The organism is Frankia sp. AiPa1 (genome assembly GCF_023243075.1).
Taxonomy (GTDB): Bacteria; Actinomycetota; Actinomycetes; order Frankiales; family Frankiaceae; genus Frankia.
The window spans coordinates 1-22,365 of the sequence record NZ_JALKFZ020000117.1; the positions used below are offsets into that span (position 1 = coordinate 1).

A 22,365-nucleotide genomic window follows, 5' to 3' on the forward strand; every position below is an offset into this window, starting at 1 on the left:
ACAGCGTCGGCCAGCTGGTTCATGCCGCGCTCCAGGCCGCGCCGAGCCTCCTCGTCGAAGGCAATAATCTTCGGCATGGTTTCTGGGTCCTCCCAGTGGGATGGCAGGTTCGATGGCCTGGCCGCAACGACGCCCGCGACGGACGGCTCCCGTCGGCTCCGGCCCGGTGCTGACGAACCACCATGACGGCCTTGCGGACTGGGCAGCCTCGTCGTTCAGCCTTGGCACTCCCGGCAAGAGAGTGCCAGCTCCTGTTTAGCACTCACCCTGTGAGAGTGCAAGCGCGCGCCTGTCCGGCGCGCCCGGCTCCCTGGTCCGCACCTCACCTTTTCAGCTCCCTGTCGCCTGCGCGACACCTCATCCGCTCGGCACCCCAATCCGACCCACCCCACGGCTCTCCCGCCGCCGCGCATGCCGCCGCCCTCGCGCCGCCGATCCACCCCGCAACGCTCGCGCCGCCGCTCTCGTGCCGCCGATCCACCCCGCAACGCTCGCGCCGCCGCAGGCCTGGACCGCCTGGGGCGCTGCACCTGTTACGCGTCTCAGTCGCGCCCGCCGTCGCACTCCGTCACCCACTGCTCGGGTGGGGGGTCTCGGCGGTGGGGAGTCGGAACGGGGCCGGCGTCGCCGACGAACTGGCGAACTGGGCGCGACCGCCTAGTCGTCGCCTAGACCGGCGGCCTCGAAGGCGCGCAGGGACGGCTTGATCGTCGCAGTCGGGCCGCCGGTCTCGACCAGGGGGTCCAGGGTCTTCAGGCCGTCACCGGTGTTGTAGATGACGGTCTCGGCCGCAGGGTCCAGCAGCCCCTCGCGCAGCAGGCGGCGCAGTGTCGCGACGGTGACGCCGCCGGCGGTCTCGCCGAAGACGCCCTCGGTGCGGGCGAGCAGGCGCATGCCATCGAGGATCTCGGCGTCGGTGACGTCCGTGATGGCGCCGCCGGTGCGGCGGGCGACGTCCAGCGCGTACGGGCCGTCGGCGGGGTTACCGATGGACAGGGACTTGGCGATCGTCGACGGGCGCACGGGTGCGACGGTGTCGTTGCCGCGGGCGAAGGCAGCTGCCACGGGATTGCAGCCGGCGGCCTGGGCGCCGTAGACGCGGTACGGGGTCGGTTCGACCAGACCGAGCTTGCCGAGCTCGCCGAACGCCTTGTCCACCTTGGTGAGCAGCGAGCCGGACGCGATCGGCACGACGACCTGCTGCGGCAGCCGCCAGCCGAGCTGCTCGGCGACCTCGTACCCGAGCGTCTTGGAACCCTCGGCGTAGAACGGGCGGACGTTGACATTGACGAACGCCCACTCGTACTCGCCGGCGAGTTCGCTGCACAGCCGGTTGACGTCGTCGTAGGTGCCCTGGATGGCCACCAGCGTGCCGCCGTACACAGCGGTCGAGACGGTCTTGCCGGCCTCGAGGTCATGCGGGACGAGAACCACCGAACGCAGGCCGGCGCCGGCAGCATGCGCGGCCACGGACTGGGCGAGGTTTCCGGTGGACGCGCAGGCCACGGTGGTGAAGCCGAGCTCACGGGCGGCGGACAGGGCGATGGAGACAACCCGGTCCTTGAACGAGTGGGTGGGGTTGGCGCTGTCGTCCTTGACGTAGAGCGTCTTCATCCCAAGCGCGGCGGCCAGGCGCGGCGCGGGGCGCAGCGGCGTCCATCCGGCGCCGAGCGAGACCCGCCGGGCCGGATCGTGCCCGGCGGGCAGCAGCCCGACATAGCGCCACAGGTTCTGGGGGCCGGCCTCGATCGACTCGCGGGTGACCCGGCGCAGCAGGTCAGGGTCGTAGGCGATCTCCAGCGGGGCGAAACATTCCACGCACACGTGCGTCGGGGAGAGCGGATAGGTGGCTCCGCAGTGGCGACACGACAGCCCGACGGCGGGATTCGCGCTGCCCGTGACGGAGGCGTTGGCGCGCTCGGGCGCAAGAGTCATGAAAAGCTCCTCATCTTTCCCATGGCAACTTGCCACGGGTCGGAATTAGCACCTGCCGCGCACGCCTGACGTGCGGGTGGTTGCCGGGGCTTCGCTGGGCCGTTCCCTCTGCCCCTCTGGATGAGCCAGATGAAGTTGTCTGTCCGTACTGTAGACCGCGTGTGGGAGATCGTGCACCGATGTTTCGCGGCTCACGACGTGGGCGCGGCTGCGGCCTGGAGCCGGTCCGGCCTGGCGCAACGGCCGGAGCGCCGGTCGCCTGGGAGCGGACATCAGGCACCGGAATCGGGTGCTGGGCACCAGCCGCCCGGCCCGTAGTGCAGCGTGCCACAGAGCGCCGTCCGTCTACCAGGGGGTTCATGACAGTGAGTGTTCGCGTCGTCTACACCGATCTTGACGGCACGATGGTCGGCCCCAAGGGCTGTTTCTTCCTGGCCGAGGGCGGGGAGGTCACCCTGGAGCCGGCACGGGTGCTCACCGAGCTGCACACGGCGGGCATCAAACTGGTCCTGGTGAGTGGGCGGACCCGGCCTCAGCTTGTCGAGGCAGCGCAGATCTTCGGCGCGGACGGGTTCATCGGCGAACTCGGCGCGATCGTCGGCTGGAATCACGGGCGCGAGAGCGAGATCCTGCGCGGCGCGATGCCGCCCGAGTTCGACCGGGTCCCCCCCGAGCTGCTCGATCGGCTGATCGAACGCCATCCCGGCCAGCTCGAGCTGCACACCCCCTGGCACGCGGGGCGGGAGGTGGACGTCATGCTGCGCGGGCGGATCGACGTGCCCGAGGTGGACGCCTGGCTTGCCGAGGCGGGGTTCGGCTGGCTGAGCATGCGCGACAACGGGCTGATCTCGCCGGCGCACATGCCGCGGCTCGGTGCTCCGCCGCACGTCTACCATCTGGTTCCCGCCGGGGTCGGCAAGGGCGACGCGGTGGCCTACGATCTCAAGCGTCGTGGGCTGTCCGCGGCCGAGGCGATCGCGATCGGCGACTCGGCGAGCGACCTGGAGATGGCCACGTCCGTGGGGCGGATGCACCTGGTCGCGAACGCACTGCGGCATCCACACATCACCGGGCTGCTGCCGAGGTACGACAACGTCACCGTCGAGGCCGGACCGGTCGGCGCGGGCTGGGCGAGCGCGGTACGCACCGCCCTGACCTCGTGACCTCCAGGCCTTCAGGCTTCCAGGCCTTCAGAACTCCTGGCACACGACGGCCCCGGGGCTTCGACGCCTGGGCTTCGACGGCCGGAACGTCGTCGCGCACATCCGCCAGACGGCCCGGTCGGATGGCGATACCAGGTCGGGCATAGCGGCGGAAGGTTTCCGTGCAACGGCCACCGACCGGACGAGTGGCGGACACCTGCCGGGCGGGCCATCGTCACCTCGGTGCCGCATTCGCGCGGTCGGCGGGAGGCCGCGGTGCGGAGCTGGCTTTCTGGCCAGCGTCGATGGCCTACTCTCCGCTTTGTGCAACGCAGCCCGGAAGCCACGCAGAGCACGCCCGCGAGAACCGATCCCGCCGGGACGGCGCGGGTCCTCGTCGCCTCGAACCGGGGGCCGGTCGCCTTCGCCAGCGGTCCGGACGGCGAGCTGCAGCTGCGGCGTGGGGCTGGCGGCCTGGTGTCCGGCCTCGCCCAGGCAGCCGCCGACGCGCCACCAGGCGCGGAACCGATCGTGTGGGTGTGCGCGGCGCTGGGCGAGGCCGACCGGCGAGCGGCGGGCCGGGCACCGGACGGCCGGCTGGACCGCGCCGGATTCGACACCGGCCGGGCGGCGGTGCGGATTCTCGACGTCGATCCGCCGATTTTCGACCGGGCCTACAACGCGATCGCGAATCGGGTGCTGTGGTTCATCCAACATATGCTCTACGCGCCGGCGGCACAGCCGGTGTTCGGCGCGGAGTTCCGCCAGGACTGGGCCGGCTACGAGGCGTACAACGCGATGTTCGCCGAGGCCTTGGCCCAGGAGGCGGCACCCGGCGCCAGCGTGCTTGTCCAGGACTATCACCTGATGCTGGTGCCCGGGCAGCTACGCCGGATGCGTCCCGACCTGCGCATCGCCCATTTCAGTCACACCCCGTGGGCGCCGCCGGAGTATTTCCGCATCCTGCCCGACGACGTCCGCGAGCAGATCCTGCGTGGGCTGCTCGGCGCGGACCGGCTGGGATTCCTCACCGATGACTGGGCCGACGCGTTCGAACAGTGCGTGCGTGCCCTGCCCGGGATCGAGGTCCGGCGACGTCAGGTGCGTGTCGACGGCGGACGCACGGTGCGGGTCGGCGTTCACCCGTTGGGGGTGGATGCCGGCGAGCTGCGGGAGCGGGCGGGGCAGGCGGACGTGGCCAGCCGGGCGGCCGAGCTCGCGGCGCTGGCGCGGGGGCGGCGGCTGATCGTTCGGGTCGACCGGACCGAGCTGTCCAAGAACATCGTGCGGGGCCTGCTGGCCTACCGTGAGCTCCTGCGTACCCGGCCGCAGTGGCGCGGCAAGGTGATGCATCTGGTCTGTGCCTATCCTTCGCGGCACAACCTGCCCGAGTACCGCGAGTACACCGCCTCGGTGCGACGGCTCGCCGCCGAGATCGACGACGAGTTCGCCGTGGGCGACTGGTGCCCGCTTCGCCTGGAGGTGACAGACGACTATCCCCGCTCGATCGCGGCACTGTCACTGGCTGAGGTCCTGGTGGTGAACCCCGTCCGGGACGGGATGAACCTGGTCGCGAAGGAGGGGGCGGTGCTGTCCCGGCAGGACGCGGTGTTGGTGCTGTCCCGCGAGGCCGGGGCGCACGCCGAGATGGGCCGGTCCGCGCTGGTGGTCAACCCGTTCGACGTGCAGGCGACCGCCGCCGCGATGCACACCGCGCTGGTCATGCCGGCATCCGAGCGGCACCGACGGGCGGCGGAGCTCGCTGGCGTGGCCGGCCGGCTGCCCCCGCGCACCTGGTTCACCGACCAGCTCGCCGCCCTGGCCTCCGGCTCCTGAGCACCGCCGTCCGGCTGGCAGGCCGGGCTGGACCCCAGCCGAGGCGGTCAGCCGCCCAGGCGCTCGATCAGAACCTCGAGCAGCGAGACCATCCCGGCTGGGCCACTGACGACAAGATCCGCTCGTTCCCGCAGGATGCCGGGCACCTCGGGGCTGTCGCTGCACACCGCCAGCCCCGGCACACCGGACGACCTCAGTTCGTCGACGGCGTCGAACGCCGGCAGGTCACCGAGATCGTCCCCGGCGACCAGCACCGACCGGGATCCGCGGACGGCAACCAGTTCCCGCAGCGCACCGCCCTTGTTGTGGCCGGGTGGCCGTAGTTCCAAAACCCGTTTGCCGGGGGCGGCCTCCAGGCCGTGTTCCTGCGCGAGGGTGGTGAGCGCGGGGGTGAGCGCGGCGAGCGCCGCGTCCGGGGAGGCCGCACGACGCACATGGACGACCAGCGCGTGATGTTTGTCCTCGACGACCGTTCCGGGTGGCGCGTCCCGCAGCATCCCGGGCAGCGCCGCGCGCACGGCGGCGACGCCGGGCAGCGGGTCGGGGCTGGTGACCTTTCGGGTCTGGGAATCCCAGCGCTGCAGTCCGTACTGGCCGAGGATGACCAGTTCGCCGAGGTCGGTCAGCTTTTCGACGCCGGTCAGCTCCAGCACCGCGTCCACCGGCCGGCCGGTGATGATGGCGAGGGTGCCCACCAGCCGGGAGATTCCGAGCAGCGCCTCCACCGCTCCCGGCGCCGGGACGGCGTCGGTGGGCCGAGCGACGATCGGGGACAGGGTGCCGTCGTAGTCGAGGGCGACCAGGGCGCGCCGGGGCGCGGTCAGTAGCGCGGCGAGACCTGCTCCGCCCGCCGGGGTGCGGGGGGCGGGCGGCGTGTGCGGGTCGGAGGCGGGCTCGTGGCGGGTGGATTCGGTCACGGGGCCTTCCCAGGTCGAAGTCGAAATGGTCGAGATCCGGCGGACATGCCCACCGTGGGACATCACAGCGGGACGATCAGCGATCATTTTTACGGTTCGGCGGGGAAGTCGCGCGTGATGACGAGGATCAGGGGGTCGTCCACGACGATGCGGGTCTGTGACCGGGGGACGATTTTCTGGATGCCGGGGATGGCGTCCTTGAGCTTCTGGGCGGCCGCCTCCTGGTCGTCGGCGTAGAACACCGTCGGCACCGGGACGTTGTAGGTGGACTGGAAGTTGCCGGTCCGGGAGACCTGGAAGCCGGCCTCGGTGAGCTGCTTCGCGGTGGACTCAGCCAAGCCCTTGATGGTCGACTTGTTGAGCACCGTGATCGGGGTGGTGACCGCGGCCCCCGGCAGCCCGGAGGGACTCGACGCGGGGCGCTCGGGCGGCGCGGAGGCCGGCAGTGCCGGCGGCGTGGTGGACGGGCTCGGGCTTGGACTCGAGCTGTGTGTCGGCGTCGCCGGGCGGGTCGCCGACGGCTTCGCGGCGCCGGACGAGCCGAGGTCGGCACCGGAAGGGGTTCGGGTGGCGGCCGCAACCGGCCTGGTCGGGTCGTTGCCGTCGGGCTTGCCGTTGATGAGATTGACGACCAGGATGCCCACGAGCACCGCGAGGATCGCGATGAGGCCTGCCCACACCCCGCGCAGCCGCGACGCCCGCCGTTGCGGCGCTCGCTGCCGCCCCGCTGCGCCTGTGCCATGCGTCATGCGCGGCCTACTCCTCGTCCCGGTCGCGTCGACCGACTCGGGCTGCCCGGCGCTGGTCGCGCAACCGGCGAAGCCGACGGACGAGCATCGGATCGGAGATCAGCGCCGCCTCGGTGTCGATCAGCTGGTTGAGAATCTGGTAGTACCGCGTGGAGGACAGGCCGAACTCGGCCCGGATCGCTTCCTCCTTGGCACCGGGATGGCGCCACCAGCCCTGCTCGAAAGCAAGGATGCGCGTGTCCCGCTCGGCCAGCCGCGAGCCCGCGCCCCGCGCATCAGGTGCCTGCGCGGGAGTGGCCTGTGGGTCGGGCGAGGGTCCGGTTCGCTCGGACCTCTCCGGGGGCAGGGGGGCGGCCTGCACAGCGCGACCTCCTCGAGACGCGGCCGGGATGACTGACACAACCGGGCCTGGATACGCCACGACCGGTACGGTGCGACGCCCACTATTTCACCCCGTGGGTCCGACATCCCCGCTCGTCCCCCGCGCACACACTCCCCGGCCACACACGTCTCGGCCACGGAAACATCGCGGTGAAACATGCCATGGCCAAAGACCCCCCGGTCACCCACGCGCCGGCCACATGATTCGCGATCACGCGCCTGCGGCCACCCGTCTGCCGGCTCCGCTCTGCCGGCTCCGTGGAACCGGCGCGAGCACAGGCGACAGGGACAGACCGGGCGGACGTCACCGTGAGGCGATAACTAGGCTGAGGCGGTGAGCCGCCGTTTCACCCGCCTGCGTGAGGACTTCACCTGTCGTGTGTGCGGGCTGGACGTGCGTGGTGACGGCTACACCAACCACTGCCCCCGCTGCCTGTGCTCGCGTCACCTCGACCGCAGCCCTGGTGACCGGGCGGAGACCTGCGGCGGGGTGATGCGGCCGGTGGCCGTCGAGTTCCGTGCGCAGGACACGGTGCTCACCCACGCCTGCGAACGGTGCGGGACCCGTCGTCGATGCCGCACGTCGCCGGCGGACGACGGGGACGCCCTGCTGGCGGTGGCTGCCGCCGTTGCCGATGCGGTGACTCGCACCGGCCCCCGTGAGCCCCGTGAGCCCCGTGAGGCTCGCAGGGCGCGTGGCGAGAACGGGTAGCCGCACGAGTTGCCGGGGGCACGTCCGGTCGGTGGCCCTGACCGCACGTGCCCCCGGCAACCTGGCGACCGGTACCGGCCCGGATCAGGGATAGAGACCGCGGGTGCGGTGCGCGTCGGCGACCCGGCTGACGCCGATGCAGAGGGCGGCGCTGCGCATGCTGATGCCCTGTGTCGTGGCAAGCATCGCCACCTCGCCGTAGGCGCGCTCCATCAGGGCTGACAACCGGTCGTTGACCTGGTCCTCGGACCAGAAATACGCCTGGATGTCCTGCACCCACTCGAAGTAGGAGACCGCGACGCCGCCGCCGTTGGCGAGGATGTCCGGCACGACCAGGACGCCCCGGTCCTCGAGGATCCGGTCGGCCTCGGCGGTGACCGGGCCGTTGGCGCCCTCGACGATGATCCCGGCCCGGATCCGGTCGGCGTTCTCGACCGTGATCACACCCTCGAGCGCCGCTGGGATGAGCACGTCGACATCCAGTTCGAGCAGGTCGTCGTTGGTGATGCTGTCCGTGGCGGGGAAGCCGACGACGGTCTCGGCGCCCTCGGCGAGGTGGTGGATGAGCGCGGCCGGGTTGAGGCCCTGCGGGTTGTGGACGCCGCCCTTGACGTCGGAGACGGCGACGACCTTGCAGCCGGCGTCGTGCAGGTACTGGGCGGCGAGCGCGCCCACCTTGCCGAAGCCCTGGATGGCGACCGTCGTCGCGTACGGGTCGCGGCCGGTCTGGCGCAGCGCGGCGAACACCGCGAGCTGCACGCCGCGGCTGGTCGCCCCGGCCCGGCCGGCGGAACCACCGATCGACAGCGGCTTGCCCGTCACGACGCCGGTGGCGGTATGGCCGGTGTGCGTCGAGTACGTGTCCATGATCCAGGCCATGGTCTGCTCGTCGGTGCCGACGTCCGGTGCCGGGATGTCCTTCTCCGGGCCGATCAGCGGCACGAGCTCGGCCGCGTAGCGCCGGGTCATCCGCTCGCGCTCCTGCCGGGAGAGCATCCCCGGCTCCACCGCGATGCCACCCTTGGCGCCGCCGTAGGGGATCCCCATCAGCGCGCACTTCCAGGTCATCCACATCGCCAGCGCCTTGACCTCATCGAGGTCGGTGCTGGGGTGGTAGCGGATGCCGCCCTTGCCGGGGCCGCGGGCGAGGTTGTGCTGGACGCGGTAGCCGGTCAGCACCATCAGCTGCCCGTCGTCGCGTAGCAGCGGAACGCTGACGGTGATCGACCGTCGGGGCGTGCGGAGCAGTTCGTGCAGTCCGTCGTCGAGGCCCAGATGCCGAGCCGCGTTCGCCAGTTGAACGCAGGCCGTGTCCCATGCTGAGCCGGATCCGAGGATCACAGGCACCTCCACGGCGCGTTTCGAGCCACCCTCCGCCGTCGGACGCGCCGCCCGGTCCGACGGCCACGGCAAGCTCCGTTGCGTGCCATGGCAGTGACTCGATATGGCGCAAACAATAGGTGACGGCGAGGGGAGTCCGCCGAGCGCATCGGGGTGAGCCATCGCGCATCGCGACGCCCGGGTACGTTCGCGGACGTGCGTGTGGACCCGTCGGCCTGCCTGCCAGGGTCGAGCCGGCCGCCCCTGGCAGGCCGGTCCGGCACCGTGGCGCCCCCGGCCGACGGGCCCGCCACAGCCCGGAGTGCTCCGGGCTCGGAGCGTCGCGCGGGCGCCCGGCTCTGGGCCGCCTGGCTGGTCACGCGCGCCCTGTTGACCGTCCTGGTGCTGACCGGTCAGACCTTCGGTGCCCAGCAGAACGTGCAGGGTGACCTGCGGATCTATGCGGGCTGGGCGCACGCGCTCGGTCACGGTGGAGGACTGCCCGTCGGCGACGACCGGTGGCAGTACCCGCCCGCGGCCGCGGTCGCGTTCGTCCTGCCGGAGTTCGTGCACACACTTTCGATGTTGTCCTATCGGGTGGCGTTCGTCGGGCTGGCGTTGATCGTCGACGGGATGGTGACCGTCGCGCTGAATCGCCGCACGCGGGCGGCGGCGATGTTCTGGGTGGCGGGGATCACCGCGCTGGGCCCGGTGGTGCTGGCCCGGTTCGACCTGCTGCCGGCGGCCGCGGCCATGGGCACCGTGCTGGCGATGGCCCGCGGACGCCCCGGCCGGGCGGGATTCCACCTTGGCGTCGGGGTGCTGCTGAAGGTCTGGCCGGTGCTTCTGCTGGTCGCCGTGCCCCGCCCGGCCCGCGGACCGGGCGCCGGAGGTACTGGCCGGTCGATGCCCGAGGCCGCCGGGAGAGGGGCCGCGGGATCCTGGTCATGGGCGGGGCCGCGGCGGCTGGTTGGCGGGATGCTGGGTGCGGCGACGGTGCTCGGCGTGGTGCTGGCGGCGAGCGGGTGGTGGCGGGACGCCTTCGGTTTCGTCGGTGCGCAGCAGGCCCGCGGGCTGCAGGTGGAGGCGGTCGCGGCGACCCCGTTCGTCCTCGCGCACATGGCCGGTGGGCCGGGCCCGCGGTATTCCTACGGATCGTTGCAGTTCGACGGGCCCCTTGCCCGCGCGGTCGCGACGGCCTGCTCGTTGGCCGAGGCGGCGGTGATCATCCTCGCGGTGGCCTGGTGGTGGTTGTGGACCGTGCGCCGGCCGCAGGGGGCGCCGACCCCGGGGGCGACCGCGGCGACGCTGGCCGAGCGGGGCCTCGCCCTGGTCCTCGTGGTGGTCGTGACCGCCCGGGTCCTCAGCCCGCAGTACCTGGTCTGGCTGCTCGCGCTCGTGGCCGCGAGCCTTGCCGTCGGCCCTGCGGCCGACGGCCCCGGAACGAGGCCCTGGGGGTCCGGGCGTCCCGCCGGGCGGCTGGCGACAGCGCTGGTCGCCGTCGCGCTGGTGTCCCAGGTGATCTATCCGTGGCGGTACAACGACGTCGTCCAGGGCCGGATCGTGCTCAGTGTGCTGCTGGTGGCGCGCAACCTGGGAATGATCATGATGTGCTGGTGGGCGCTGCGGGCCGCCGCCGAGCCGACACCACTGCCCGGCCGGCGCCCGCCAGGGCCAGCAGCATGATCACGGCGAGCGCCGCCAACCCGCCCGCGCCGAGCAGGTGCCAGGTCGCGGCCAGCGGCGACAGGGTCGCGAGGCACAGCCACACGGACACCACGACGGTCCCCCAGAGCGTCCAGCCCATGACGCGGGAGGCGACGAACCGGGGGCGGTCTGTCATTCGGACCGGTTCCCGGGCCAGGGTCGTGACCGCACCGGGAGATGCGGCGGGTGCCGCGGGCTCGGCGAACATCGCGGCGAGGATGGCCAGCGCCGGCAGGCAGGTCGCCAGGTACCAGGGATAGACCACCGGGTTGGCCAGCGCCACCGCCAGCCCGCCGTAGCCGATCACGGCCAGATCGGGCCGGGCGAGCGTGGGAGTTGACCGGCCGAAGCCGGTGGTGCTGGTGGTGGTGCTGGTGGTGTGACGCCACGCGCGCACCACCAGCAGGACGAGGGCCACCGCTGCCGCGACCAGGCAGAGTCCGCGCGTCACCCGTAGCGTCACTGCGGTGACGGGATGTATGCCGACGAGGTCGAGCAGGGGATCGGCGGCGTAGGCGAGCAGCGAGGCGGGGGCGATGCCGGTGCTCAGGGCGCCCGAAGTGGACAGGGCGTGGATCCAGGTGGGCCCGAAGCCCGCGGCGAGGCTACTCAGCACGGTGGCCACGGCGACGGCCATGACATCCACGACAAGGCGCACCGCCCCGGCCCGCCCTGGGTGCGCGCTCCGCCGAGCGAGGAGCAGGTGGGCGACGAGCAGCCAGACGACCACCGGCAGCACGGTCGCCTTCACGTTGGCGGCGAGGGCGGCGAGCCCGGTCGCCCCGGCGCCCGCCACGATCGGCCGCCACCGCGCGGCCCGGCTGGCGACGAGCCCGGTGCGGCGTTGCGGGTCGACCGTGGTGTCGCCCGCCGCTTCGGGTGCTGGGGCGGTGGCGGTCCCGAGCCGGGCCGTCGCGGTCTGGCCCTGCTGGGCGCCCGCACGGTCCAGGAGAAGGGCGGCGACGACGAGCGCCGCGGCGCTCGCGTCGAGATGGGCGCCGCCGACGAGATGGATGGCGACCACCGGGTTGGCCGCGACCAGTACCGCGACGGCGGCCCGCCGCCCGGGCGCGCGGCCAGCCAGCAGCAGGGAGCCGAGGATCAGGCCGAGCACGGCAATCACGGCGAGCACCCGCAGCGCCACGACCGTCCCTGCCGGGCCGCCGCCCACCACCGCGGCGGCCTTCTCCAGTGCCACGGCGGCCCCGCCATACGGACTGTGGGTGAGCGTCCAGCGCGGATCGACGGCCCGGACGAAGGTCGGCCCCGATCCGTCCGCCGCGCCTGAGGTCAGGAGGGTCGCGATCCCGTGCGTGGCCGGGTCCAGACCGAGCCGGGCGAGCTCACCCTGACCGGCGTAGGCGTGGACGTCCCGGCTGAACAGGGGCGGACCGACGGCGAAGGGGAGGGTCCAGACGAACGCGGCGACCAGCCCGGTGCGGGTCGTCACCCGCCCGGCCAGCATGGCGAGGACCAGCGCGGCCCAGCACAGACACAGGGCGATGACGCCGAGCGCGGACAACCCGGCCAGGACGCCCCTCGTGGTCTCGCCCGGTGGTGCCGATGGAAGAATTCCCCACCAGGATGTCGGGTCAGTGACGTTCGGATCACGTGGTCCGAGCCGTCCCTCGGTGACCATGGCCGTGACCGCGGCGATGGCACCCGCGATGACCAGCCTGAAGACCCCGACCGGGGCGCGCTTCGTGGTCGGGCGGGGGCGGGTGGGAGCGGCCGTCGGGGTCGCCGTCGGTGTCGCCGTCGGCATTCTGGGCGTCACCGGGCGCTCGCTCGCGGGCGGGACGCCGGGAGATGATCGGTGGAGCGCGGCGGACGGACCGTCGGCGATGGCTGGGGAGGACATACGTGACTGCCCTCGCCTCGACCGGCCCTCCCCTGGACGCGACGTCGGCACCGGTCGATCAGCAGTCGGCCGCGGATGCGGCGCCCTCGGGCCCCGCGTCGGCTCCACCTGCCCAGACCCCTTTCCTTGCGCTTGAGCCGCCGCGGCAGCGCGGGCGTTTCGTCCGCGGGCTGCTCGTGGTGGCCGCGATCGTCCGCCGCTGGCCGTGGACGGTGACCGCCGCTCTGTGCCTGCTGTGCCTGCTGCTGCGGGTGACCGGTCCCGACACGCCCGCCCAGGAATACCGTGTGTGGCTGTTCCGCCACGGGGGACCTGTCCTCTGGGACGATCAATGGTACGGCGGTCACACGATACCCGGGTACAGCGTGTTGTTTCCCCCGCTGGGGGCGCTACTCGGAGCCGAGCTGCTCGGGGCGCTGGCGTGCCTGGCATCCACCGTGATCGTCACCCGGCTGCTGCGGGGGCCGCGGGTCCGCCGTGGTCATGACCTGGTGCTGGTCTGGTTCGCCGTGGCCACGGTGTCGAACCTGGTCGTCGGGCGGATGCCGTTCGCGCTCGGGATGGCCTTCGGCGCGTTGGCGCTTCTCGGCGTCCGGGAACGCCGGACCAGGCTCGCCTGGGCCGGCGCGGTGCTCTCGTCGCTGGCCTCGCCGCTGGCCGCCGGATTCGTGCTGCTCGTCGGGGCCGCGCTGCTGCCGACGATCGGCTGGCGCCGCATCGTCCCGTTCGTCGGCGCGCTCGCCGGCATCATCGTCGCGCTCGCCTTCCCCGAGAACGGCTACCAGCCCTTCCCCGCCGTGACCTACCTTTCGCTGCTCGCGCTGATCGGTGTGGGTCTGCTGGTGGTGCCGAAGGACGCCCGGGCGATCCGGCACGGCCTGCTGCTGTGGGCGGCGGCGGCGACGGTGTTCTTCTTCGTCCAGACCCAGATCGGCGGCAACATCACGCGCCCGGCGACGATGCTGGCCGGGCCGGCCGCGGCGCTGCTGCTCGCCGACCGGCGCCGGGTGCTCGCCGTCGTGGCCGTCCCGCTGATCGGCTGGCAGATCGGGCCCATCCACGGCGCCCTGCTCACCCGTGGCGACCCGTCCGCCAAGGCCAGCTACTACACCGGTCTGCTCGACTATCTCGATCGCGGCACCCCCGTGCCGGCGGGCCGGGTGGAGGTACCGTTCACCCAGGCACACTGGGAGGCGCGCTACGTCGCCCCGTCGGTCCCCATGGCGCGCGGCTGGTTGCGGCAGCTGGACAGCAAGTACAACGCCCTGTTCTACGACGGAACCCTGAACGCCGCGACCTACCATCGCTGGCTGCTCGCTCGCGGTATCCGTTACGTCGCCCTGCCCGACGTCAGTCTCGACCCGTCCGCCGTCGCGGAGGCCACGTTGCTGCGCGCCGGACTGCCTTACCTTGACCTTGCCTGGCAGGACGCCCACTGGAAGGTCTGGCTGGTCAAGGACTCACCTGGGCTCGTGCAGGGCCCGGCCAGCCTCACCGAACTGGGCGTGAGCTCGGTGGGCGTCGACTTCCGCGCCCCCGGCATCGCCACCGTGCTGGTGCACTACACCCCCTACTGGCAGCTCACCCAGGGTCAGGCCTGCGTCTTCCGTGCGGCCGGCGGCTGGACCGGCATCGTCACCGAGTCCCCCGGCCCGGTCCGTCTCACCGCCCGCCTCTCCGTCGACGGTCTGACCCGGGCCAGCGCCCTCGACTGCCCCGTAGACCAGCGCGTCGCCTGACGGCGCCCCCAGACCGTCACCTTCCGCGAGGGGCGGTCGAGCAAGATCCGGCCAACTAGGTCGTCGTGGGGGGCAAATCGGACGCGAACACCCCCACCGCGACCTCTTTAGATCTTGAGTCCGCCCGGATCCGGTATGCCCGCCACGGAATGTGACGCCGACGTGATGATCTGGCCGTCGACGCGCCACTTGATGATATTGACAACGGTTTTCATTTCGGTCAGAGTGGCCTTGCCGGTCGACGGATGGTGGTCCACGGATGTTGGGCGGCGAGGTCGTCGACGGTCGTCGACGGCGCGGATCCGATGTGCTGGAGGTTGCGATGTCCCTGACCGTGTCCCCTGAACTGCTCGCGGCCGCCGAGCGAGGTCAGGTCGGTGAGCCCGAGTTTCTGGACTGCGTGCGCGAGTCCCTTCCGTACGCGTACGCCCTGGTGGAGCGGTTGGCCGGGGAGCTGCCCTCGGCGGCGGGAGTGTTCGTGGACAACCAGGTGCCGCCGCCGGACGAGCGGGCGCAGGGAGAGCTGCTGCGGGCGATGGCGAGCACCTCGATCCGGGGGGCGCTGGAGCGACGCTTCGGAGTCGCCCTGGCATTCCAGAACTGCCATCGGGTGGCCGCGTTCCGTCCGAGCGCAGTCGATGGTCCCGAGCACAAGCGGTTCGTCTCGGTGACGGGTCAGCTGCTCAACCAGCAGCCGGGGTTCGTCAACTGCTGAGACCTGACGGCTGACCGGGCGGTCGCCGCTCGGTTGTCGGGCGGTCGTCGGGTGGGGTCAGGCTGGATCGTCGAGGCGGACGATGCGCAGGCCAGCGTGGGCGAGGATCGACGGCATGGTGCGGATGACCTCGCGGTCGCGCTCCCGGTCGGCGTCGGGAAGCACCCGCCAGTCGACCATCGCCGGGTGGCGGCGCTCGGAGCCGCTTTCCTGGCGGATCGGGCCCAGGCGGAAACCCTGGTTGGCTCGTTCCAGGAGCCACCGTTCATGCTCCAGCGGGGCGAGCCGTTCGATCTCGGCATCGGTGAAGGCGAAGTCGGTGTCGGCGGCGCCGACCGGCAGCAGCATCAGGTTCTGCGCGCGCAGGATCTCACCGAAGCCGGCGACCTGGTCCCGGTTGGAGCCGCGCAGGTCGTCGGGTAGCTCGTCCCAGGGAACCATCGAGCGGCGGGAGCCGAGCTGGGCGCCGCGCAGCTGCTCGGAGACCAGGAAGCGGGTATGGGTGGCCTGCGCGAACCGTTCGATGAGATCGGTGTCGCCGAGATCGATGGGCAGTGCCTCGTCGTTCACGGCGAAGAACCGCACGCCTCCCTGGAGGTCCTCGAGCAGCGGGCGGGGGGTGCTCGGAGTCTGGCGCGATGACGTCGGCTGGCCGAACACCTCCTGCAGGCTGCGCTGGCGGTCCGTGCACACCACGATGGCGCTCTGGCCGACCCCGAACCGGTCATTGACCAGCTGGGCGGCGTCGAGCCCGCAGAGCAGGGCCTGCTCCTCGTCGTCCTGGCAGACATAGACGAACTCGGGTGGCCGGCCGGATCCGTCTGGCCCGTCCGGGTTATCCGGCCTGGGTGGCCCGTCCGGCCGGCCGGATCCGGCCGCGGTGAGCACGGCCTGTGTCAGCTCGCCGCCTGGCGTGTCGTGGGCGGTGAGCTGGATGCGGGCCAGGGCTGGCTCGCGGGAACGCAAGGCGGCGAGCTGGGTCGTGGCGGCCGGGTCAGACACGGCGATGGTCAGGAGGGGCCCGTTCGGGCCAGCGTAGGACGACCAGCGGCGCGCCAGCTCCAGCACGAGGGCCCGGCCGAGCCCGGACAGGCCGAGGACCACCAGCGGTGCCGGTGCCGGTGACGGAGGCGGGCCTATGGTGCTGTCCGCCGCCGCCCAGCTCGGCGGGTGCCGGGCCAGCATGGCGTGCGCGCCGAGCACCTCCACGGCAAAGAAGTCCAGCCGGAAGCCAGCGTCGTCGCTCAGGCCGATCCGGCGGGCCCGCAGGTGCGGGATCAGTGAGAGATCGCCCACTTGGGCCAGGCAGCGCAGTGGCTGGTCCCATCGGGTGGCCGCAAGACGTCGGGCGGCCAGCGCGATCGCCAGATTGGAGGAGGTCTCCGGCAGGCAGCCGTAGACCACATCGGCCCGGGCCACGCCTGCCTGCGCGAGGACGAGTGGCTCCACCGGGTCGCCGATCACCCGCAACAGGCCCGGGGGGAGCTCCGCGTCCGGGTACTCCCGCTGGGCGTCCTCGGCTACCAGCACCACCCGTCTGGACCGGACGAGCCGGTCGACCAGTGCGGTCGCCGTCGGTCCGCTGCCGCAGACGATCACGTGGTAACGCGCACGGCGGGCCCGGAATCGCTCGAACCTCTGTGCGAAGACGGTGCTCACGGCATCGGCGACGCCGACGGTCGTGGCGATCGGTGCGAGGAAACGGGCGATCTCCAGCGGCAGCGGGTACTGCCCCTGATCCTGGAAGACCGTCCCGTCGGCGATGAACAGCGTGGCGGCGAAGAACACCACGTTCGACCAGGTGAACGTCTCGGGATTGGCATGGAAATGCCGGTATGTTCCGACCAGGCCGAGGGCGAAGGCCACCACGCCGAGCACGGCGAACACGGCGAGCAGATGATGTCGCAGCCACCGTGCCAGCCGGCCGGTCAGGGCAAGCGCCGCCGCCGCGGGGTGCGGCCGGTGGCCCTGGCGGCCGGACGTCACCGTCCGGCGGGTTCGGACACCAGGTCGGCGACGACGATGGTGGTGTCGTCACGGGCCCCGGCGAGCAGGGCAGCTTCGACCAGCGCGTCGGCGGCGCGCTCGGGCGGCTCGGAGCCGAGCTCGCTGAGCAGGCCATCGAGCTGCTCCGGCCGCATCACCTTGGTGATCCCGTCGCTGGCCAGCACCACCCGGTCGCCGGCGCGGACCGGCTCGGAGAAGATGTCGGCCTCGATCTCGTCAGCTAGCCCCACGGCGTTGAGCAGCGGCCCGTTGCGGATCGCGTGCGGGGTGGTGAGCGCCCGGGGCCGGCCGCGCCCTGGCTGCAGCCAGACCGAGCTGTCCCCGACATGGGCGACGGTCAGAAACTCACCGGTGCTCTGCTGGCGGCCAAGAATCACGACGTCGAGGGTGCACGCCATACCGAGCCAGGTCGGCTCCTCGCGGGCGCGTCGGCGCACCTCCCGGTTGGCTCGCTCGACCGCGCGGCGCAGGCCGACCAGTGGATCCTCGGCATACTGCGGCCGGAAACCGGCGACGGTGGTGACGGTCAGCGTCGAAGCGATCTGGCCTGCGGCTTCGCCACCCACACCATCGGAGACGGCGAGCAGGCCATCGACGACCACGAAGGCATCCTCGTTGGGCCCGCCGCGCTTGCCCCGCCGGGTGCGTCCGGCTGCGGCCAGCCGCAGCGGGGCGGCCGTGGTCTGCTCCGGCTCGGTCGCGATGAGGTCCGCGGCCTGCTCCCGAGGCGGACGGGCCGGGCCCGTGGGCAGCGTCGTGGCCTCGTGCGAGCTCTCCCAGTGCGGCTCGGCCGCGACCGAGGACGGCTGGAACGCAGCGGTCGACGCGCTGGCCGGTGCCGGCGGCGCGACCCGCGCGGTCAGGGGCGGGACCAGGGGGTTCTCGCCGGTCAGCGGGTCGAAGTAGCGGGTCGCGTTCTGTCGATCGTCGTCGTAGGAAGGGATCTGGCGCGGTGGCCCGGCCGGCGGTGGCGTCCAGCCGGTCGCATCCGGATCGCGACCCTCGTCATCCCCGCCTGATGGCTCCTGCGCGGCCACATCCCCTCCCCATGGTGAGCCCGCGTCCTCGCCCCCGTTGTTCTGCCCGCCGTGGCGGCCCTGCGGTTCGGGCCGGTCCTGGCCGTCCTGGCCGTCCTGGCCGTCCTGGCCGTCCCACGCGCCATGGTCGCCGCCGGGCCGGTGCGTCACCATGGTGTCGGCGTGGTCCGGCGGGGCGAACGCGGCGTCAAACTCGTCCGGCCCGTCGGACGAGCCGGATTCTCCGGACGCATCGAGCTTCCCCGAAATGGTTGGCATGCGGGACGTACTGGACGAGCCGGTCGATACTGACGCCGTGGGCGCCGCGTCCTGCTCGGCGAGCACCTCGTCGTCGGCGGGGGCCGGGGGTGGCGCCGCGCCGGCGGCCTCCCGGATCGGCACCGCCCCGGACGGATGACGCTGCCGATCCAGACCATGGCCTCGACGCTGGCCGTTCTGGCGCACCGGCCGGTTGTTGAGAGCCAGGAACACCACCAGGGCCACCAGCAGCACCACGATGAGCATGATTGGCACCAGCGAGCTACCCATGGCCTCCGTCCTCGCCGTACCAGTCACGATCACGCTGTCGGACGTGTCGCCGGGTGTCTTCCTTCATACCCAAAGGCACTGCCACGCCGCAGACCCCGGGAGTGTCGCGACACCGACAGATGCGCGGGTTCGACGCGGGCGGGGAGCGCGACGCACAGTGCAGGCCCGGCGCGGAGTGCAGGCCCACGCGGTGGCAGGTCCCACGTAGGTCGCGGGGCCGTCGCCGGTAGTGGGTCCAACGCCGGTAGCGGCCCGACGCCGCCTGAGGTCATTGTTCCAGACTCACCCGATCCCGAGTAGAGCGAACCGTATGACGGCGACTCTCCAGGCGCCAATACGGCGCGGCCGCCCGTGTCCCGTGTCCCGGCGCGGCCGTCGACGGCGCGTCGGGCGTCCGGACGAGACCTCGGGTCCGCCCGGCCTCGCCTCGCCGTGTGCCAGCGCACGGTCTCACCGCCCGGCCGGGTGGCCGGCCGAGGCGGCCGAGGCGGGCGTGACAAAGGCGGGCGTGAATGGCAGTCCGGGCAGCCCGAAGGCGCGGCGCCGTCGCCGGTCCGGGCCGCGACCGGCGACGGCGGCGACGATCCAGGTTTCGACGGCGCGGGTCAGATCCCCGGCGGTCGGCAGGCGAGGAGCGTCGACACCGGTCGTACGGTCGCGATCACCGCTGTGCGTGGCCCGTGGATCAGGTCCGGCGCCGCGGGCGTGCGCCGCGATGGTGGGCCCCGACGACGCTGCTGCCGACGCCTGCCACGCCTGGTCGTGCCACGCCTGGTCGTGCCAGGAGTGTTCTGGCCCGAACCGGTCAGACCGGGCCTGTTCGGGCCAGGCTTCGCCCGTGCTGGTGCGGGAGCCAGCGCCGGGGTGGAGGTGGGGGTGGCCATCGGCGTGGGCGGGCGAGGGCTGTCGGGCGTGGCTCGGACTGACCGGGCTCGGACGGTCCTGGTCCAGCCGGGCCTCGTCCGAGGGGGCCTCGTCCGATCGGGGCAGGTGGTACAGCGCGATCAGGCGGCGGGTGACCCGTTCCAGATCGGCCGGCCGCGGCCCAGGGGTCTCGCTGTGGGCGCCCTGTAGAGCCTGACGGAAGTACTCCTCCGCCGCGGCCGCCAACCGCGCTCCGCCCGGCCAGGAGCCGCCGTCCCGATGATCATGTTTTCTCCAGCGGCACAGGGCCTGATAGAGGTCCTGGTCCGCGCTCCAGTCGGGCACGTGCTGGGCAAGGAGTCCGAAGGCCCGTGCGGCGTCTGGCCGTCCCGGGCCGCAGGCGGCCAGGAACGCCGCGGCCGGATCGGGTCGCACCCCTAAAGCGGCGTGCGACCCAGGGAGCGCATCTCGCGGCCCGCCCGGAGCGAGCCGAGCGTCGATTTCGGTGCACAGATTCTGCAGATCCACGTCGGGTCCGGCGGCCGGCCGCGCTCCACCACGGGAGTAGAGGTCCAGCAGGCGCCGGATGACGGCGGGCCGATGTCCCGGGTCGGCACCGGAACCGCCGGCGGCGTCCAGCCGGCGGTAGAACGGCCCCACCCCGGTGGCAAGGACGGCCTGGCGCAGGTCGTGCGCGCCGGACCAGTCCGGGACGTAGAGGATGAACAGCCGGAAGGCATCCGCTCCCCATGCCTGGGTCTCCCGCATCAACCGGACGACGGCAGCGGACGGTGACTCCGCGGCGGTCGCGGGCGTCCAGCCCGTGCGTGGCGCCGGGCGGGTGACCCCTTGCGCGGTGACGACCGGTGTCCAAGCGGCCTGGTGGGCAGGGAGGGTGCCGTGGGCGGTGTCCCTCCCCACGGCACCCTCCCTGGCACGGTCGCTGCCGTGGGCATCCGCGGGAGCGGGTGACGCGGGCTGGCCTGATGTACTCGCCTGAGCGGGAGAGTGGCCATGGCCGGCCAGGTGGGGCTGCCCGGCAGGCCATGGCGTCGGGGGGCCCGGGCGCAGGGAGTCCAGCGTCCGAGCGGTGAGGCGACGGGCCTGGTCGGCCGACGCGGGTAGCCCGTAGGCGGTGAACAGAGTGGTGAGGCCTGCCTCGAGCGTCGAACGGGCCTCGTCCAGTGATTCGCAGACGGTCCGCGCGGGCGAGGGCCCACGCAGGGATGCGAGCGTGTCGGCGAGGGTGACCAGGGCAGCCTCGACGCGCCGCTGTGCCTCCAGAACGGCGATCTCCGCCGCGGCGGTGCTCATGTCTGGTCGGGACGGGCCAGCATCCCTGACTCGGGCCATCACCGCGGCAGCGATCTCGGAGGCCGCCGGTCTGGCCGGTGCTGGCGAGCTGGTTGGCATTGCTGGACCGGCCGGCGTTGACCGGCCGGCCGACTGGCCAGAGCGGTCCGGCGCCCGTGACGGTCGGGATTCCCGCGAAGCGATCTCGGCCGGTCGGGTCAGCAGACCGGCGAGCCGGCGCAACTGTCCCCGAAGCCGATCGGCGCCGGGGAGGTCCGGGGGCAGGCCGATCGGGGCGGTCAGAATGGTGATCAGAAGCTGGGTTGGATCCGGCCCTTTGGGGTCTGCCGCCTGGCCGTCGTCGGACCCGTGCCCGTCGAGTATCTGGGTGTAGGCATCGCGCAGGTACTCACCGACCGCCCGCGTCTGCGGGCAACGGTGCTCGGCGGCCGGCACGTGTCTGGCCGGGGGCGTCGGCGGTGGGATGGTCCGACCCGGCGCAGGTGGCCTCGCACTCGTGCGGGCGGCGGCGACCAGGCGTTGGCTCCACCGCTCGGGCTCCTCGAGGTCGAACGGTTCCAGGCGGCCGCGGCCCAGCAGGGTGGCGACCCCACGCATCCCGTTGTGGCCGTAAACGTCCACCAGGACCCGGGCAGCTTCGAGCACGATCAGCGGGGCCGCCGGATGGATGCGTGGATCCACGTGAATCATCGTCTGCTCGGTGCCGGGTCCGGCGGTCGGCGGTCGCGGGGCGAGAAGGAACCTTGGTAGGAGCCCCGCTTCGCCCGGTGGGAAGCCCTGGTGCAGGGCGCCTTCGCTCGCGTAGGCGGTGCCCCTGGGCGGTTCGCCGGCTCGCCCGGCCTGCTCGTCAGCCGCGTCCCAGGCGAAACTCGGCGTCATGCGCGAGGCGAAGGTCAGGCGGTAGGGGAGGACATCCTCCAGCAGTTCCACCAGGGCCCACATCAAGGTCACCGCCTCGTCGCTGCCCGTGTGTGAGATCGCGAAAGGCTGGCCAGCGCGGGACGAGACCAGCACGGAAGCGATCACGTTGGCCAGTCGGTGCCGGCGCGCGGTGGCCCGGGCGGCCTGGCGCAGTGCGCCCTCGCCGGTCCGGCGGGTCGTGGTCAGGTCGGCCAGGTGCAACGGGGCGAGGCGGGTCGAGGTGCGCGGTGAGTCGGCCCGCCCGGTCCCGGCCGCGTGCAGCGCGAGGGCCACCCGTTCGGTCAGGTAGTCCGCCCGGCCGGTCAGGACGTGTGCCCGCAGGCGGCCAGGGCCGGTCCCGCTGCGCCGCGGGACCCGGATGCGGTGCACGAGCGCGGCCCGCTCCGAGACGTCGGCCATGGCACCCGGGGCTGGGCCGACCTGCGCGGGCGAGCCGACCACATAGGCCAGGGACGCCGTGGCATGGTCGGCCAGGGCGTCCTGCGCGAGCAACTGGCTTGCGGGCAGGTCATCCCAGGATCTGGCGGTCGCCGATCCCAGCGAGCTGGCGACCGGGAAGAAGCCCTGGGCGCCGGTTCGCGGATGGCGCGACCACACATAGACGACCTGGTCGATGCGGCTCGCGTCGGGTGACCAGCCGGCACGAGTCAGCGCGGTCGAATCGCCGATCATGAAGCATC

General features: G+C 72.5%; 15 protein-coding genes and 1 riboswitch. Of the genes, 6 read left to right on the forward strand and 9 right to left on the reverse strand.

Annotated elements, in window-relative coordinates:
• Positions 1-657: 657 nt before the first annotated feature.
• A complete protein-coding gene (gene thrC, locus MXD95_RS09275; protein WP_250640145.1) occupies positions 658-1,935 on the reverse strand; it encodes a threonine synthase in 1,278 nt (425 codons plus the stop codon).
• 7 nt (positions 1,936-1,942) lie between these two features.
• A riboswitch (SAM riboswitch) is annotated at positions 1,943-2,062 on the reverse strand.
• A 238-nt stretch (positions 2,063-2,300) separates the two neighbouring features.
• On the opposite strand from thrC, the gene MXD95_RS09280 reads away from it, so the two are divergent.
• Together MXD95_RS09280 and MXD95_RS09285 are read left to right on the forward strand one after the other, a co-directional pair.
• The gene (locus MXD95_RS09280; protein ID WP_250640182.1) at positions 2,301-3,098 is read left to right on the forward strand and encodes an HAD family hydrolase; all 798 of its coding nucleotides are present in this window, start codon (positions 2,301-2,303) and stop codon (positions 3,096-3,098) included.
• Positions 3,099-3,401: 303 nt separating this feature from the next.
• Complete coding sequence (locus tag MXD95_RS09285) at positions 3,402-4,913, forward strand: alpha,alpha-trehalose-phosphate synthase (UDP-forming) (protein ID WP_250640146.1); 1,512 nt, start codon at positions 3,402-3,404, stop codon at positions 4,911-4,913.
• A gap of 47 nt (positions 4,914-4,960) precedes the next feature.
• Here MXD95_RS09285 and otsB read toward each other — a convergent pair whose 3' ends face one another.
• The 3 genes from otsB to MXD95_RS09300 all read right to left on the reverse strand — a co-directional run bounded on the left by otsB (position 4,961) and on the right by MXD95_RS09300 (position 6,940).
• Complete coding sequence (otsB, locus tag MXD95_RS09290) at positions 4,961-5,830, reverse strand: trehalose-phosphatase (RefSeq protein WP_250640147.1); 870 nt, start codon at positions 5,828-5,830, stop codon at positions 4,961-4,963.
• Positions 5,831-5,919: 89 nt separating this feature from the next.
• A complete protein-coding gene (locus MXD95_RS09295; protein WP_250640148.1) occupies positions 5,920-6,579 on the reverse strand; it encodes a LytR C-terminal domain-containing protein in 660 nt (219 codons plus the stop codon).
• 7 nt (positions 6,580-6,586) lie between these two features.
• On the reverse strand, positions 6,587-6,940 hold the full coding sequence (locus MXD95_RS09300) for a DUF3263 domain-containing protein (RefSeq protein ID WP_250640149.1): 354 nt from the start codon (positions 6,938-6,940) through the stop codon (positions 6,587-6,589).
• A gap of 354 nt (positions 6,941-7,294) precedes the next feature.
• On the opposite strand from MXD95_RS09300, the gene MXD95_RS09305 reads away from it, so the two are divergent.
• On the forward strand, positions 7,295-7,672 hold the full coding sequence (locus MXD95_RS09305; RefSeq protein WP_250640150.1) for an RNHCP domain-containing protein: 378 nt from the start codon (positions 7,295-7,297) through the stop codon (positions 7,670-7,672).
• An 84-nt stretch (positions 7,673-7,756) separates the two neighbouring features.
• Here MXD95_RS09305 and MXD95_RS09310 read toward each other — a convergent pair whose 3' ends face one another.
• The gene (locus MXD95_RS09310; RefSeq protein ID WP_250640183.1) at positions 7,757-9,013 is read right to left on the reverse strand and encodes a Glu/Leu/Phe/Val family dehydrogenase; all 1,257 of its coding nucleotides are present in this window, start codon (positions 9,011-9,013) and stop codon (positions 7,757-7,759) included.
• Positions 9,014-9,208: 195 nt separating this feature from the next.
• On the opposite strand from MXD95_RS09310, the gene MXD95_RS09315 reads away from it, so the two are divergent.
• Positions 9,209-10,678 (forward strand): hypothetical protein, encoded by a 1,470-nt coding sequence (locus MXD95_RS09315; protein WP_250640151.1) that lies wholly within the window; start codon positions 9,209-9,211, stop codon positions 10,676-10,678.
• On the opposite strand, the gene mptB is transcribed toward MXD95_RS09315, so the two are convergent.
• Positions 10,596-12,560: a polyprenol phosphomannose-dependent alpha 1,6 mannosyltransferase MptB gene (mptB, locus tag MXD95_RS09320; RefSeq protein ID WP_250640152.1), complete on the reverse strand. Its 1,965-nt coding sequence runs from the start codon at positions 12,558-12,560 to the stop codon at positions 10,596-10,598. The genes MXD95_RS09315 and mptB overlap by 83 nt on opposite strands.
• A 2-nt stretch (positions 12,561-12,562) precedes the next feature.
• Between mptB and MXD95_RS09325 the strand changes: the two genes are divergently transcribed.
• Complete coding sequence (locus tag MXD95_RS09325; RefSeq protein ID WP_250640153.1) at positions 12,563-14,299, forward strand: hypothetical protein; 1,737 nt, start codon at positions 12,563-12,565, stop codon at positions 14,297-14,299.
• A 322-nt stretch (positions 14,300-14,621) separates the two neighbouring features.
• The gene (locus MXD95_RS09330) at positions 14,622-15,014 is read left to right on the forward strand and encodes an SCO5389 family protein (RefSeq protein WP_250640154.1); all 393 of its coding nucleotides are present in this window, start codon (positions 14,622-14,624) and stop codon (positions 15,012-15,014) included.
• A 57-nt stretch (positions 15,015-15,071) separates the two neighbouring features.
• Here the strand turns inward: MXD95_RS09330 and MXD95_RS09335 are convergent, their stop codons facing one another.
• The 3 genes from MXD95_RS09335 to MXD95_RS09345 form a co-directional block, all read right to left on the reverse strand.
• Positions 15,072-17,000: an NAD-binding protein gene (locus MXD95_RS09335; RefSeq protein WP_250640155.1), complete on the reverse strand. Its 1,929-nt coding sequence runs from the start codon at positions 16,998-17,000 to the stop codon at positions 15,072-15,074.
• Positions 16,997-18,586: a PP2C family protein-serine/threonine phosphatase gene (locus MXD95_RS09340; RefSeq protein ID WP_250640156.1), complete on the reverse strand. Its 1,590-nt coding sequence runs from the start codon at positions 18,584-18,586 to the stop codon at positions 16,997-16,999. The genes MXD95_RS09335 and MXD95_RS09340 overlap by 4 nt, the downstream gene beginning before the upstream one ends.
• 450 nt (positions 18,587-19,036) lie before the next feature.
• On the reverse strand, positions 19,037-22,357 hold the full coding sequence (locus MXD95_RS09345; protein ID WP_250640157.1) for a hypothetical protein: 3,321 nt from the start codon (positions 22,355-22,357) through the stop codon (positions 19,037-19,039).
• Positions 22,358-22,365 lie beyond the last annotated feature (8 nt).